We start from the raw sequence: 14,030 nt of genomic DNA on the forward strand, positions 1-14,030 counted from the left end.
ATGCCCGACCTCGTCTGGTTCGTGATCCGCCGCCTGTTCGGGGCCGTGCTGGTGATGCTCGCGCTGAGCCTCGCCGTCTACCTGGTCTTCTACGCGATCCCGGCCGATCCGGCCCATCTCGCCTGTGGCAAGCCGTGTACGCCGGACCGCCTCGAGCAGGCCCGGCACTTCATGCAGCTGGATCAGAGCGCCATCCAGCAGTACGTGAGCTTCCTCAAGGGCATCTTCGCCGGCCGCACCTTCGGCGACGGCGCGGCGGCGGTGCACTGCAACGCCCCGTGCTTCGGCTACTCGTTCCCGCTGGCCCGCCCGGTGACCACGCTGATCCTCGACCGGCTGCCGATCACGGCGTCGATCGCGATCGGCGCGGCCATCCTCTGGCTGCTGTTCGGGGTGTCGCTCGGCGTGGTCGCCGCGCTCAACCGGGGACGCCTGCTCGACCGATTGTCCATCGGGGTCGCGCTGGTCGGAGTGTCGACGCCGGCGTTCCTGCTCGGGCTGCTGGCGATCCTGGTGTTCGGGTTCTGGCTGAACATGGTCCCGGTGAACGGCTACGTCCCGCTGACCGAGAGCCCGGTCGACTGGGCCTGGCACCTGGTCACGCCGTGGCTCGTGCTCGCGGTCGTGCAGGCGGCGGCGTACATCCGCCTGACCCGTTCGCAGATGCTCGAGGAGCTGAACCTCGACTACGTCACCACGGCCCGCGCCAAGGGCGCCGGCGAGACTCGCGTGGTCGTCACCCACGGGCTGCGCGGCGTACTGGTGCCGATCATCACGCTCTTCGGCCTGGACCTCGGTGCTCTGCTCGGTGGCGCGATCCTGACCGAGAAGGTGTTCAGCATGCAGGGGCTGGGCGACCTCCTGATCAGCGCGGTCGCCCAGCTGGACGTGGCCGTGGTCGTCGGCGTGACGCTGTTCTCGGCCTTCCTGATCATCCTGGCGAATCTGGTGGTGGACATAGTGCACGGTGTGCTCGACCCGAGGGTGAGCCATGGCTGAGCCGGTACTGGAAGTGCACGACCTGCACGTCACGTTCACGACCGAGGGCGGTCTCGTTCCGGCCGTCGACGGCATCGACTTCTCGGTCGCGCCCGGCGAAACGCTCGCGATCGTCGGCGAGTCCGGGTCCGGCAAGAGCGTCAGCTCCGCCGCCGTGATGGGTCTGCTGCCGCCGAACGCCGCCATCACCGGTGAGGTGCTGCTGGACGGCCGGGAGCTGATCGGCCTCCCGAACGACGAGCTGCGCAAGATCCGCGGCAACGACATCGCTCTGGTGTTCCAGGACGCGCTGTCCGCGCTGAACCCGTACTACCGCGTCGGCTGGCAGGTCGCCGAGGCGTACCGGCTGCACCACGACGTGTCGAAGAAGGCGGCCCACCGGCGAGCGGTCGAGATGCTGGACAAGGTCGGCATCCCGGACGCGGCGCGGCGGGCGGACAGTTACCCGCACGAGTTCTCCGGGGGAATGCGGCAGCGGGTCGTGATTGCTATGGCTCTGGTGAACGACCCGAGGGTGCTGATCGCGGACGAGCCGACGACCGCACTCGACGTGACCGTGCAGGCACAGATCATGCGCCTCCTGGACGATGTCCAGGAGGAGTTCGGTACTGCGCTCGTCCTGATCTCGCACGACCTCGGCGTGGTCGCGGAGGTCGCCGACGACGTTCTGGTCATGTACGCCGGTCGCGCGGCCGAGCGGGGCACGGTCCGCGATCTGTTCTACCGGGCGGCGCATCCGTACAGCCTGGGTCTGCTCGGTGCGATGCCGCGGGTCGACGTACCCCCGAAGCCGCGGTTGACCACGATCCCCGGCACTCCGCCGTCGCCCGGCTCGATCAAGACCGGGTGCCCGTTCCAGCCGCGGTGCGCGTACACCCACCTGGTCGGCGAACGCTGCATCACCGAGCGCCCCGAGCTCACGCCCCGGCCCGGCGAGGGCGATCACGAGGCCGCCTGCCATCTCGGCCGCCGGCCTGAGGTGATCACATGAGTGACGAACTGCTCCATCTGAAGAACGTCAAGAAGTACTTCGGTCTGCGCGGCGTGCCGTGGCGCGAGGCCCAGGCGGTCAAGGCCGTCGACGGCGTGAACTTCGTCGTCCGCAAGGGTGAGACGGTCGGCCTGGTCGGCGAGTCCGGCTCCGGCAAGTCCACGCTGGCCCGAGTGGCGACCCGGCTCCTGGACCCGACCCAGGGCAGTGTCGAGATCGGCGGTGCGGACGTCACCAGGCTCCGCGGCCGCAGGCTCCGGCCGGTCCGCCGCAAGATCCAGATGGTGTTCCAGGACCCCCAGGCGTCGCTGAACCCGCGGCAGTCGGTCGGCACCATCCTGAGTACGCCGTTCCGCGCCCAGGGGATCCGGCCGACCAGAGCCCAGCTCGTCGAGTTGCTGCACCAGGTCGGGCTGTCCGAGGAGCACCTCGAGCGCTACCCGCACGAGTTCTCCGGTGGTCAGCGGCAGCGAATCGGGATCGCGCGGGCGCTGTCGGTGAAGCCCGATCTGCTGGTCTGCGACGAGCCGGTGTCCGCCCTCGACGTGTCGGTGCAGGCCCAGGTGCTGAACCTGCTCGCTGACCTTCGCGACGAGCTCGGCCTGTCCTATGTGCTCGTCGCCCACGACCTGGCCGTCGTACGTCAGGTGGCGAGCCGGCTGGCGGTCATGTACCTCGGCACGATCGTCGAGGAGGGTCCGGCCGACCAGGTGTACGCGGCGCCGGCCCATCCCTACACGAAGGCATTGCTGTCCGCGGTCCCGGTGCCCGAGCCGGGTGTCGAGCGGGACCGGATCGTGCTGACCGGCGACGTCCCGACGCCGATCGCGCCTCCGTCGGGCTGCCCGTTCCGGACCCGTTGCTACAAGGTCCAGGACGTGTGCGCCACCGAACGGCCCGTGCTCGAGCCCGTCCAGGGGAGCACGGAACACCGGGCCGCCTGCTACTTCCCTGAGCCCCCCACCTCCTGAGAGGACATGATGAAACACCTAACCCGAGCGGTCGCGGTAGCGGCCGCATTGGCGCTGGCGGCGGCCGCCTGCAACGCCAACGACAAGACCGCCAGTGGCGGCAGCACCGCGGCCGCGGAGCAGGGCGGCACCTGGCACGTGCTCACCACGAGCAAGGAGATCAACCTCGACCCGGCCAAGAGCCAGAACCTGGGGATCAGCACGATCCACCTGGTGCTGCGTGGCCTGACCTCGTGGAAGACCGAGGAGGGCAAGGCGGCGCAACTGGTTCCCGACCTGGCCACCGACACCGGTCAGGTCTCCGACGGCGGCAAGACCTGGACCTACAAGCTGAAGCCGGGCCTGAAGTACGCCGATGGGTCGCCGATCGTTGCCGCCGACATCAAGTACGGCATCGAGCGGTCGTTCGCGCCGGAGCTGTCCGGTGGCCTCGGCTACCACAAGTCGCTGCTGGTCGGCGGGGACAAGTACACCGGCCCGTACAAGGGTGGCGACCTGGCCTCGGTCCAGACCCCGGACGACACCACGCTCGTCTTCAAGCTGAACAAGCCGTTCGGCGACTGGCCCTGGATCGTGAGCATGCCGGCGTTCTCGCCGGTGCCGAAGAAGGCCGACACCGACCCGGCGCACTACGGTGAGAAGCCGGTCGCCAGCGGCCCGTACCAGGTGAAGTCGTTGGCTCCGGGCTCGAAGCTCGAGCTGGAGCGCAACCCGGGCTGGGACAAATCGACCGATCAGGCCCGCACCGGCCTGCCGGACTCCATCGTGTTCGACATGGGCCTGCAGCCCGACGTGGTGAACCAGCGCCTGATCGCCGACGCCGGCGACGACAAGTTCGCGGCCACCACCGGCACCTCGGTTCCGGCCGCGCTGATCCCGACGGTGACCGGCAATCCGGCCGTCAAGGCTCGCGTCGCAACCTCGCCGTCGGGCGCCCTGCAGTACCTGGCGATGAACACCAAGCGTCCCGCGCTCTCGAACCCCGAGGTCCGCAAGGCGATCCAGTTCGCCGTCGACAAGCAGGCCGTCCAGGTCGCCGAGGGCGGTCCGGAGTACGGTGGCGAGCTCGCCACGACCCTGATCACGCCGGGCATCGACGGCTTCAACAAGTTCGACCTGTACCCGGCGCCACCGCAGGGCGACCCGGAAAAGGCCAAGCAGATGCTCGCGGCCGCGGGGGTCAGCAACCTGACCCTGACGATGGTCGCCGACAACACGACCGCGACCGGCCTCCCGGTGGCGCAGGCGATCCAGCAGGGCCTGAAGCGGGCCGGGATCACGGTCAAGCTCCTGCCGCCGCTCGACAGCGAGTCGCTGACCGACCTGATCACCGGGAACAAGCCGGACTTCGACCTGACCGTGTCCAGCTGGCTGCCGGACTTCCCGAGCGCGCTCGGCAACATCCAGCCGCTGTTCGCGTCGTCGGAGATCGGCAACGGCGGGTACAACATCTCCCGCTACTCCAACCCGGCGGTGGACTCCGCGATCGCGGCGGCGACGGCCGAGTCGGACCTGGGCAAGGCCGCCGGAATGTGGGGCGCGGTGGACAAGCAGATCATGCAGGACTCGCCGGTCGTGCCGCTGATCTACGCGCGCAACGCGTTCCTGCACGGGTCGAAGGTGCAGAACTTCTACCTGTCCGCCTACCCGCCGTACCCGAACCAGCTGATCGTTGGTTTGAGCAAGTAGGGCCTCAGGTCCGTCCTTCGGACTCCTGAGCGTCGAAGAGGGTCGGCTGGGTCTCGGCATCGAGTCCCCAGTCGGCCCTCATCACCGTGTAGCCGGCCTTCTCCGCGGCCGCGCACACCTTGACGTCGTCGTCCACCAGGACGGCGACCGGGCGGTCCTCGGCCAGTCGTTGGAGCCGGCCGAGCTTCATCAGCACCGACGGCCGGCGGTCGGTGTTGCCGCGCATGTAGACCTTGCCGTCGGGGAAGCCGTTGTCCTTGAGCCACTTCAGCGTGTCCCGCCGCAGCCGCTCGGGCCGGCCGGTCAGGTAGACGATCTCGTGGTCGGCGGCCAGCGTCGTGGCGACCGCGAGCCCTTCGTCCAGGACCGCGTCCTCCTTCGCGTGCGCGAAGAACGAGTCCCAGTCCTTCGGCCGCTTCGCGAGGAAATGGATCCGCTCGCTGGTGTCGGACAGCGTCGCGTCGATGTCGAGTACGGCGTACGGCCGTGGATCGTCAGGCACGTCGTCCAGCTTCCCAGGTACGCCGATCGACGGCGTACTCGACCTCGCCGAACTCGGTTCCGGGCAGCGGGTCGTCGAAGTGCTCGTGGTAGACCCGGATGAACCGCAGACCGGACCGGCGCATGACCGCCCGGGACCGGTGGTTGACGGCCATCGTGTCGGCGACGACGCGGTCCATCCCGAGTTCACCGAACGCCTTGTCGATCAGCGCCTTCGTTCCCTCGGTCGCGTACCCCTTGCCCCACGCCGTCCGGTTCAGCCGGTAGCCCACGCCCACCACCTCCGGGTCCTTCGTCGGCTGCATCCCGAACCATCCGACGAACGCACCGTCCGCCTTCTGGTACGCCGCGAACGTCCCGAGCTCCTGATGCTCCGCGTAGACGGCCAGGATCGCCGGAAGTACGACGTTCTCGATCTCCTCCCGCGGCGTCACCTGCCCGGTCAGGAACCGCATCACCTCGAGATCGGAGTCCAGCCCGACCAGCAGCTCCACGTCGTCCGCGGTGAACCGCCGCATCACCAGCCGCTCGGTCTCCAGGTACACAATCACGCCCCGACTCTCCCACCCCGCCTTGAGCACCCGCCAACCACTTTGGCGCCTGATCGACGGTCGACCGGTGCTCAAAGCGGGGATTGGCCGTCCGGAGTGTGGGCGGTGTGGTGGTTGGGGTGTGTTGGGTTGCGCGGTTATCGGCGGGGCAGGTTAGCGTTCTCACCGCAATGGACGACTCGATCACGTTTCTGCACAGCTCGGACTGGCAGCTGGGGATGATGCGCCGGTTCCTGGGGCCGGACGGTCAAGCCCGGTGGGGGCAGGGCCGGCTGGACGCTGTCGCGCGGATCGGCGAGGTCGCCGCGGCCACCGGAGCGGCGTTCGTGGTCGTCACCGGCGATGTGTTCGAGCACAACCAGGTCGAGCGGCAGACCATCTTGCGTGCTTGTGAAGCGCTCAAGCGGATCCCGGTCCCGGTCGTCCTCCTGCCGGGCAACCACGACGCGCTCGAGCCCGGCTCGCTGTGGACGTCGGCCCAGTGGCAGGCCCACCAGCCTGAGCACGTGACCGTCCTGACCGGCACCGAGCCGCTGGAGATCGTGCCGGGCGTCGAGATCGTCGGTGCGCCCTGGCGTTCGCGCCGGCCGTTGTCCGATCCGGCGGCCCCCGGGTACGCCGACCTGACCCCGGTCGAGCCCGGTACGACGAGGATCCTGCTGGCGCACGGCCAACTGACCAGTCTCTCCGGCGGCATGTCCGACGTACCGACCATCGATCAGGCCGCGCTGGAGGCGGCGGTCGCGGACGGACGACTGCAGTACGTCGGCCTCGGAGACCGGCATTCGACGACCCGCGTGACTGACCGCATCTGGTTCTCCGGGACGCAGGAGGTCACCTCGCCCGAGGAGGACGCCCCGGGCAACGTGCTCAGGGTGACCGTCGGCGGCGGCGAGATCGAGGTCGAGCCGGTGCGCGTCGGCGGTTGGCACATGGTCGACCATCGCGTCGAGCTGTTCGACGAGGAGTCGCTCACGGCTCTCGAGGACTGGTTCGCGGAGCTGCCGGAGAAGGAGCGGACGTACGTCCGGCTCGCAGGTGACGGTTCGCTGACGCTGCCACTGCTCAGCCGGCTGGACGCGATGATCGACGCGCAGGGCGAGGTGTTCGCGAGCGTCGAGCGCTGGGTGAAGTTCTGGACCGTGCGGCCGGCGCCGGACGCGGCGGATCTGGACGCGTTGCAGCTGAGCGGTCCGGCGCGGGCCGCGATGGAGGAGTTGCGCCAGGCTCTGGCCGGTGGCGACGAGGGCGCGGGTGCGGCGCTGTCGTTGATGCACAGATTGGCGCGGGACGCGGGATGAGGCTCCTCAGCCTGGCGCTGCGGGACTTCCGTGGCGTCCGGGACCGCATTGTCCGGTTCCCGGCGCTCGGCACCACCGTGGTGGTCGGGGACAACGAGGTCGGCAAGTCCAGTCTGGTCGAGGCGTTCGGGCTGGTCTTCGACCTGCCGGACGACTCCAAGTCGACCCGGATCCGCGACATCCAGCCGGTCGGCCAGGACGTCGGCCCGGAGGTGACGGTCGAGCTGACCCTCGGCAACCGCGAGCTGAGCTACACCAAACGCTGGCTGAAGAACCGCTCGACCGAGCTGACTGTGGTCGAGTCCGATGGTCGCCGCCGGTCGTGGACCGGCCGGGAGGCCCACAACGAGGCCGAGCGGCTCTTCCACCAGCACGTCGACCCGGTGCTGTGGCAGACGCTGATGGTCAGCCAGGGGCAGTCGTTGGTGCTGCCAACGCCTGCCGACGCGGAGCCGTTGATCACCGCGGTGACGGCGGAGTCGGGGACACCGGTCGACGGTGCGTCGATGCCGCTGGTGACCGCGGTCGAGCACGAGTACCTCCGATACTGGACCCGCGGCGGACGGCCGACCGGTGACTTCGCCCGGTCCGAGAAGGCCGTGGCCGCGGCCGAGCTGACCGCGGCCCAGGCGCTGAAGGCGATGGAGGAGGTCCAGCAGGACATCCGCCGCGCCGAGCGGCTGGCCCTCGATCTCCAGGACGTGACGGGCCGGCTCACCGACCACCTCACCTCGGTCGAGGAACTGCGCGAACGCAAGAAGGCGACCGACGAGATCCTGCTCCGGCGCGACTCGGTCCGCCACCGCGCCGAGACCGCGCGGGCCCGGCTCGAGAACCACACTCGGACGAGGGTCGAACGCGAGCGGCTGCTCGACGAGGCCGAACGGTTCACCAAGACCGATGCCGAGCTGGCCGAACGTCGTACCGATGCCGAGAAGGTGGCGAGGGCGGCGGTCGAGAGCGTGCATGCGGTCGAGGCGGCGCTGGCCGAGGTGGTCGAGCTCAAGGACGCCCGGCGTACCGATGTGCAGGAGGCGGAGCGGCAGGTCTCCGAGCTCATGGACCGCGCCGAGCTGGACCGGCTGCTGGGTCAGCAGGCGGAGTTGGTCGACGTCCGCGCCCGGATCGCCGCGGCCGGGACGGTCCTGGACCGGATCAAGGTCGACGACGCGCTCGTCGCCGCGTTGGAATCCGCGCGCGCTGAGGTGGTCGAGGCGCGCGCCGCGCTGGCGGCCGGCGTCCCCGAGGTGGTCGTACGTCGCCTCGGCGCGGAGCCGGTCGAGTTGTCCGGGACCGGGTTGGACGGCGGCGCTCGTGAGGTGCCGTCGGAGCTGGGCTTCGACGAGTCGGCCGAGGTTTTGGTCTCCGGTGAGCTGGTCGTCGGCGTACCGGGGCAGGTCGAGGTGACTGTTCGCGCCGGGGGTGAGGCGGCGACGCTGCGGTCGCGCGTTGACGAGGCCGTCCGGCGGGAGAAGGACCTGCTGAAGAACGCCGGTGTGAAGGACGTCGCGGCCGCGCGGGAGTTGCTGCGGAAGGCGGACACGGCCACCGCCGAGTTGCACGAAGCTCGCCGGACCGAGCGGTCGCTGACGACCGGTGGTGATCCGGGGGAGCGGATCGCGGTGCTGACCGCGCGGCTCGGCGTCGGTGCGGAAGACGACGCGGACGCCGAGGAGAGTGGCGGCAAGCAGCCCGCGGTCGAGGGAGTGCCCGGGCAGATGTCGCTGTTCGAGGAGTTCGCGTCGCCGCACGACACGCTCGACTTCGAGGACTTCGAGGTGCCGGTCAGCGCGCCGGATGATCTGGCCGGTGCCCAGCGCGCGCTGGAAGAGGCGCGGGACGCGTTGGCCGAGGTGGAGCGGTTGCTTAGCGATGCGGAGTTCGCGGCGGCACAGGCGCGGAAGGCCGCAGACGAGGACCGGTCGGAGGCGCAGCAGGCTCGGGCTCGGTCCGAGCTCGCGGGGGAGCGGCTTGCGGCCGCAGTCGAGGCGTTGGAGGCCGCCCAGGCTCTTCTCGACGATGAGGCCGTTGCTGCGGCTGAGGCCGAGGCGACTGGTGAGGTCGAGGCGGTGCTCGAGGAGTTGACCGCCGTACAGGAGCAGGCGGATGCGGCTGGAGCCGATCAGCTCGCGGGTGAGTTGACCGACGCGTTGGCGGTCGCGGCGCGGATGCAGAACGAGCGAGACACGTTGCGCGACGCGCTGCGGACGACCGAGGGCCGGCTGGAGCAGTCGGGCCGGGACGGGCTGGCGACCCGGCGGGATCTGGCCGAGCTGGAGTTGGCCGGCGTACGGGCCGAGCACGACAGTCTGCGTCGCCGGGCCGAGGCGGCTCGCCGGGTCCACGAGACGCTGAGCCGTCACCGGGCCGAGGCACAGACGAAGTACTCCGAACCACTGCAGAGCCGGATCGAGTCGCTCGGACGGACTGTCTACGGGCCGTCGTTCCGGGTCTGGCTGGACGACGACCTGGCCGTCGCGGAGCGCGAGCTGGACGGCGCGCGGCTGCCGGTCGAGGCGTTGTCGACGGGCGCGCAGGAGCAGCTGGCGATCATCACCCGGCTCGCGATCAGCCACCTGGTCAGCACCGGCGAGAGCAGCGTCCCCGTCATCTTCGACGATGCCCTCGGCTGGTCCGACAAGGCCCGCCTGCGCGACATGGGCGCCCTCCTGGGCCGCGCCGGCGACCACGGCCAGATCATCATCCTCACCTGCATGCCCGACCGCTACGAATACGTCCCCAAAGCAACCTTCATCAAGCTGGACGCCTGACCTGTCAGGCGCTTGAACGGGTAGCGGCCACCGGTCCACGGGGGGAGACTGTCGCCGTGGGGGATGTCCGGGCACGGCCTCTTCATCGGCTCGCCGGGCGGGGCGCCGAGCGTGATCTCCTGACCCGAGCGCTGGCGGGTTCGGCGCAGCGACAACCCTCAGCGGTGGTCGTCCACGGGGAAGCCGGTGTCGGCAAAACCCGTCTGGTGCAGGAAGTCTGCGATGACCCGGACCTTCTGGTGCTGTGGGGCTCCTGTGTTCACTTCGGCGGCGCGTCGGTCCCGTACGCGCCGATCATCGGCGTACTGCAGGACTGGCTGGCGCAGGCCGATGCGGCAGAGCAAGCCATGGTCCTGGCCGGTGCCGGCGAACTGAGCTCCCTGCTGCCCGCTCTCGGCGGATCGCAGAGCGTTCCCACGGCACGACTGATTCCGCTGATCGATCTGGTGCTCAACCGGATCGCGGACCGCCATCGCACCGTCGTGGTCGTCGACGATCTGCACTGGGCGGACCTGGCCTCGCTGGACGTGCTCGCGTACCTGATCACTGGCTTCCGTGCTCAGCAGCTGACCGTGTTCGGGACCTCTCGCGACGAGGACCGTGGCGAGGGGCATCCGCTGCACAGTTGGCTGGCGGACATGCGCCGGATGCCGTCGTTCGACGAACTCCACCTCGAACGGCTCGACGTGGACAGCACCGGACTCCAGCTGGAGTACCTCCTCGGGCAGCTCCCTGACATCGACGTCGTCAACCAGGTGCAGGCGAGGTCGGACGGCAACCCCTACCTCACCGAGCTTCTGGTCGAGGACCTCTCCGGCACCGAGTCTGCCCTGTCGGCCACCGTCCCGGACGCACTCCGCGACGGACTGCTCGCCGCGTGGCACCGCCTTTCGCCGCAGGCACGCCAGTTGGTTCGCGTGCTCGCGGTCGGGGGCCGCCCGACGTCTCTCCCGATCCTGACGGCGGTCGCCGGAGTCCACGGAGTCGAGGTGCGTGGGCTGCCTGGCTGCATCACCGAAGCGCAGGATCGCGGCGTCCTACAGACCGGTCATGGCGCGCCGTGGTTCCGCCATCCGCTGCTCGCCGAGGTGCTGTACGACGGACTGCCGCTCGGCGAAGCCGAACTCGTCCACGCCACCTATCTGGAGGTGCTGGAGTCGCAGTCGGACCCGGTCGAAGCGGTCGCGGCGGATCTGGCCGTCCACAGTCAGCAAGCCGGACGCATCGATGCCACGTACAAGTGGTCGCAGGTGGCGGCCGAGCACGCGGCGATGCTGCGTGCCCCGGCAGAACAGGCCATCCAGCTGGAACGGCTGTGCGACCTGTGGGAGCAGGTCTCCCCGGATCTCCGGGGTACGACGGCCGACCGGGCGGCGCTCATCCTCCGGACCAGTGCGATCTGCTCGCGGGACGGCCGGGACGATCGCGCGATCGAGTTGCTCACTCAGGCCCTGAATCTGGTGGACAGCGCACGCGAGCCACTGCTGGCGGCCGATCTGCTCGTCGACCGGAGCACTTTTCGCTGGCATCGGACCGAGCCGATCGAGGCAGTCCTGACCGATCTGCACGCGGCGCTCGAGCTGACGGCGCCGCAGCCGCAGACCGCTGTGCGGGCGCGGGCGCTGGCCCAGCTCGGCTGGGCAGAGAGCTGGCAGCGGAGGCCGGAGGCAGTGACTCACGCGGACCAGGCGGTGCAGCTCGCCCGCGAGGTCGGGGAAGGTCGGGCCCTCGCCACCGCTCTCGCCCTGCGATCGATGGTGCTGTCCAGTGACGCGCCGCAGCGGGCCCTGGCCGACGGGCAGGAAGCCGAGCAGCTGGCCCGCTCGTGCGGGGCGGTGTACGAGTGGATGCTCGGTGTGATCTGGCAGTGCCACGCGTTGTGGAATCTCGGCCGGCGCCAGGAAGCCACCGAGGCGGCCCTGCGCAACTACGCCGATATCGCGGCCCCCGGCCGGGACCTGTTCGCGTACTTCCTCGCGTACCTGGGTGCCGAAGGGCTGCTGGAATCGGGACGGTGGCAGGAGTGCGCCGACCTGTTGCGGTCGGGATTGTCGGCTCGGTGCACGAACATCACCGGCGCGGGCCTCCGCCTCACGGCCGCATCGCTGGCGGTTCGGCGCGGTCGGCTGGTGGAAGCGAGGCAGCATCTCGATCGCGCCCTCGAACTGATCCCGCCGACCTTCGTCGGGATCCGCCGCAGCCTGGCCACCGGAGGCGCCGAGGTACTACTCGCCGAAGGACAGCAGCAGGCCGCGATCGACTGGCTGCGCGCCCGGCTGACGCTGCCTGGTGCCGCCGCCATGGACGAGGACGACGATCTGCTGGTGCTCTATGCCCAGGCGGCTGCCGAGCTCGCTCGGGCGTCCCGGGACGCTGGTGACCTGGCGGGCACCACCAAGGCAGTCCGCATCCTCGAGAAGGTTCTGATCGGCCGGCCATTCACAACCACGGATCCCGGGGACACCGTCGTCCAGTCGATGCATCGAGCGCTCTTCAGCGCCGAACTGGCCCGCTGCCGCGACGACGACGATCAGCCGGATCGCTGGCAGCACGCGGCCGACGCCTGCGGCACGGCGGGAGCGCCCTGGCATCAGGCGGTGGCGTGGTGGCGGTGTGCCGAGGCAGCGATCGCAGCCGGCCTTCCCCCGGTCGGTGTTGGTGATCTGCTGCGGAAAGCCCGTCGCACTGCACTCGAGTTGGGCGCCGAGCCGCTCCGGGTGGATGTCGAGTCACTGGCCCGGCGCTCGCGGATCAGCCTTCGTGAGCCCGTGCAGATCGCCGTACCCGAGGAGCTGGGGACGCCGCTGTCGGCGTTGACATCGCGGGAGCGTGAGGTCCTGGCTTTCCTGGTCGCAGGTCGATCGAACGGCGAGATCGCGAAGGAGCTGTTCATCAGCCACAAGACGGTGAGCGCCCATGTCTCGAACATCCTCCGCAAGACCGGGACTGCCGGCCGGCTCGAGGCTGCGGCGCTAGCTGTGCGGCTGGACGGTCCCGGAGCCTGAGCTGCACCAGGACCGTCTGCCTCAGTGGACTGCGAGTGGATGACGACGGCGGTACGCCCAGAGGCCGGCCATGGCCAGGCCGGCTCCGCCCAGCACTCCGGCTCCCGTCTGCAGAGCCTCGGTGATGTTGTCGTCCACTTGCACTTGTGTGGTCGGCCCGACCCGGTCGACGTAGACGACCGGTGGCCGTTGGTGGCGCTCGTCCGGATCGATCGGGCGCGCCGATGCCTCGGCCGAGCCGGCCACGATCGCCCCGAAGGCGAGCACCGGCAGGGCGAGGATGGTGTAGCGGTGTTTCATGGCTTCCTTCCCAGGCGGTGAGTGTCACCGCCTGGTTCCACCCTCCGGCGCCGGGCTCGGCCACACATTGGGCATGCCCCCTTAGATCCAGGCCTCGACCCCTCAGGCCCGTCAGCGCAGGATGCGCTCCGGGGCGCTGTAGAGGACGCAGCGGTCGCCGCGGGTGAAGCCGGCGAGGGTGATGCTGAAGCGGCGGGCGAGGTCGACGGCGAGGCTGGAGGGGGCGCCTACGGCGACGATCATGCCGATGCCGGCGGCTACTGCTTTCTGGATGATTTCGTAGCCGGCGCGGCCGCTGACGACTAGGACGAGGCCCTTGCGGCTGTGGTGGTTGAGGACGGTCCAGCCGACCACCTTGTCGACGGCGTTATGGCGGCCGATGTCTTCCTTGACCACGATCTTGCGGCCCTCGGTGGTGAACAGACCGGCCGCGTGCAGGCCGCCGGTGCGGCTGAAGGTCGGTTGGGCTTCCCGGAGAAGGTCAGGCAGGCGTCGTACGACGTCCAGCGGGGCCTCCACGGGGTCGACCGGGTCGTAGTCCCGCTCGGCCAGTTCGTCGAGGCTCTGCTGGCCGCAGACGCCGCAGGCCGCCGAGGTGACGCCGTACCGCTGGGGTGGTTCGCGGTCCGGTGGGCCGTCGAACGTGACGGTGACGGTGTTGAACTGCTGCTCGGGGGTCAGCTTCACATCGGTGCAGTAGGCAACGGTCCGGATCGCGTCCGGGCGGACCGCGAAGCCCTCGCCGAGGCAGAACCCGGCGGCCAGTTCGAAGTCGGAGCCCGGGGTGCGCATCGTCACGACGAGAGGCTCGGGAGGCCGGCCGGGCCACTCCAGCCGCAGCTCGAGCGGCTCCTCGGTGGTGACCACGTCCTCACGCCGCGACGTCCGGTCGCCGTCCAGCACCTCGACCTTGAACCTGGTGGTCGGACCTTTGTTCATACCTCCACGGTA

General features: G+C 69.8%; 11 protein-coding genes. 7 read left to right on the forward strand and 4 right to left on the reverse strand.

Annotated elements, in window-relative coordinates; translation table 11 throughout:
- The 4 genes from ACIBG5_RS03565 to ACIBG5_RS03580 are packed head-to-tail and all read left to right on the forward strand — an operon-like array spanning window position 1 to window position 4,650.
- Window positions 1-999 carry an ABC transporter permease gene (locus ACIBG5_RS03565; protein ID WP_396389854.1) on the forward strand — a complete coding sequence of 333 codons (999 nt, stop codon included), beginning with the start codon at window positions 1-3 and terminating at the stop codon, window positions 997-999.
- Window positions 992-1,990 (forward strand): ABC transporter ATP-binding protein, encoded by a 999-nt coding sequence (locus tag ACIBG5_RS03570; protein WP_396389855.1) that lies wholly within the window; start codon window positions 992-994, stop codon window positions 1,988-1,990. The genes ACIBG5_RS03565 and ACIBG5_RS03570 overlap by 8 nt, the downstream gene beginning before the upstream one ends.
- A complete protein-coding gene (locus tag ACIBG5_RS03575; protein WP_396389856.1) occupies window positions 1,987-2,961 on the forward strand; it encodes an ABC transporter ATP-binding protein in 975 nt (324 codons plus the stop codon). Before ACIBG5_RS03570 ends, ACIBG5_RS03575 begins: the two co-directional genes overlap by 4 nt.
- Before the next feature lie 6 nt (window positions 2,962-2,967).
- A complete protein-coding gene (locus ACIBG5_RS03580; RefSeq protein WP_396389857.1) occupies window positions 2,968-4,650 on the forward strand; it encodes an ABC transporter substrate-binding protein in 1,683 nt (560 codons plus the stop codon).
- A 4-nt stretch (window positions 4,651-4,654) separates the two neighbouring features.
- Here the strand turns inward: ACIBG5_RS03580 and ACIBG5_RS03585 are convergent, their stop codons facing one another.
- Together ACIBG5_RS03585 and ACIBG5_RS03590 are read right to left on the reverse strand one after the other, a co-directional pair.
- Complete coding sequence (locus ACIBG5_RS03585) at window positions 4,655-5,152, reverse strand: HAD family acid phosphatase (RefSeq protein ID WP_396389858.1); 498 nt, start codon at window positions 5,150-5,152, stop codon at window positions 4,655-4,657.
- Window positions 5,145-5,702, reverse strand: coding sequence for a GNAT family N-acetyltransferase (locus ACIBG5_RS03590; RefSeq protein WP_396389859.1), 558 nt, complete (start codon window positions 5,700-5,702; stop codon window positions 5,145-5,147). Before ACIBG5_RS03590 ends, ACIBG5_RS03585 begins: the two co-directional genes overlap by 8 nt.
- Before the next feature lie 170 nt (window positions 5,703-5,872).
- On the opposite strand from ACIBG5_RS03590, the gene ACIBG5_RS03595 reads away from it, so the two are divergent.
- Genes ACIBG5_RS03595 through ACIBG5_RS03605 form a run of 3 tightly spaced genes read left to right on the forward strand, consistent with a single transcriptional unit; the run spans window position 5,873 to window position 12,779 of the window.
- Window positions 5,873-7,003 (forward strand): exonuclease SbcCD subunit D, encoded by a 1,131-nt coding sequence (locus tag ACIBG5_RS03595; protein ID WP_396389860.1) that lies wholly within the window; start codon window positions 5,873-5,875, stop codon window positions 7,001-7,003.
- Entirely contained in the window at window positions 7,000-9,774 is a 2,775-nt protein-coding gene (locus ACIBG5_RS03600; protein ID WP_396389861.1) for an AAA family ATPase, read from the forward strand. Before ACIBG5_RS03595 ends, ACIBG5_RS03600 begins: the two co-directional genes overlap by 4 nt.
- A 56-nt stretch (window positions 9,775-9,830) precedes the next feature.
- Window positions 9,831-12,779 carry an AAA family ATPase gene (locus ACIBG5_RS03605; RefSeq protein WP_396389863.1) on the forward strand — a complete coding sequence of 983 codons (2,949 nt, stop codon included), beginning with the start codon at window positions 9,831-9,833 and terminating at the stop codon, window positions 12,777-12,779.
- 21 nt (window positions 12,780-12,800) lie between these two features.
- Here ACIBG5_RS03605 and ACIBG5_RS03610 read toward each other — a convergent pair whose 3' ends face one another.
- Together ACIBG5_RS03610 and fdhD are read right to left on the reverse strand one after the other, a co-directional pair.
- Window positions 12,801-13,079 (reverse strand): hypothetical protein, encoded by a 279-nt coding sequence (locus tag ACIBG5_RS03610; RefSeq protein WP_396389864.1) that lies wholly within the window; start codon window positions 13,077-13,079, stop codon window positions 12,801-12,803.
- Window positions 13,080-13,190: 111 nt separating this feature from the next.
- Entirely contained in the window at window positions 13,191-14,018 is an 828-nt protein-coding gene (gene fdhD / locus ACIBG5_RS03615; RefSeq protein WP_396389865.1) for a formate dehydrogenase accessory sulfurtransferase FdhD, read from the reverse strand.
- Between the last annotated feature and the right edge of the window lie 12 nt (window positions 14,019-14,030).

The organism is Kribbella sp. NPDC050241, assembly GCF_044459685.1.
Lineage (GTDB): Bacteria > Actinomycetota > Actinomycetes > Propionibacteriales > Kribbellaceae > Kribbella.

Coding starts and splice junctions, on each gene's coding strand:
- ACIBG5_RS03565 (WP_396389854.1), top strand. CDS start 1: ATGCCCGACCTCGTCTGGTTCGTGATCCGCCGCCTGTTCGGGGCCGTG.
- ACIBG5_RS03570 (WP_396389855.1), top strand. CDS start 992: ATGGCTGAGCCGGTACTGGAAGTGCACGACCTGCACGTCACGTTCACG.
- ACIBG5_RS03575 (WP_396389856.1), top strand. CDS start 1,987: ATGAGTGACGAACTGCTCCATCTGAAGAACGTCAAGAAGTACTTCGGT.
- ACIBG5_RS03580 (WP_396389857.1), top strand. CDS start 2,968: ATGATGAAACACCTAACCCGAGCGGTCGCGGTAGCGGCCGCATTGGCG.
- ACIBG5_RS03595 (WP_396389860.1), top strand. CDS start 5,873: ATGGACGACTCGATCACGTTTCTGCACAGCTCGGACTGGCAGCTGGGG.
- ACIBG5_RS03600 (WP_396389861.1), top strand. CDS start 7,000: ATGAGGCTCCTCAGCCTGGCGCTGCGGGACTTCCGTGGCGTCCGGGAC.
- ACIBG5_RS03610 (WP_396389864.1), bottom strand. CDS start 13,079: ATGAAACACCGCTACACCATCCTCGCCCTGCCGGTGCTCGCCTTCGGG.
- fdhD (WP_396389865.1), bottom strand. CDS start 14,018: ATGAACAAAGGTCCGACCACCAGGTTCAAGGTCGAGGTGCTGGACGGC.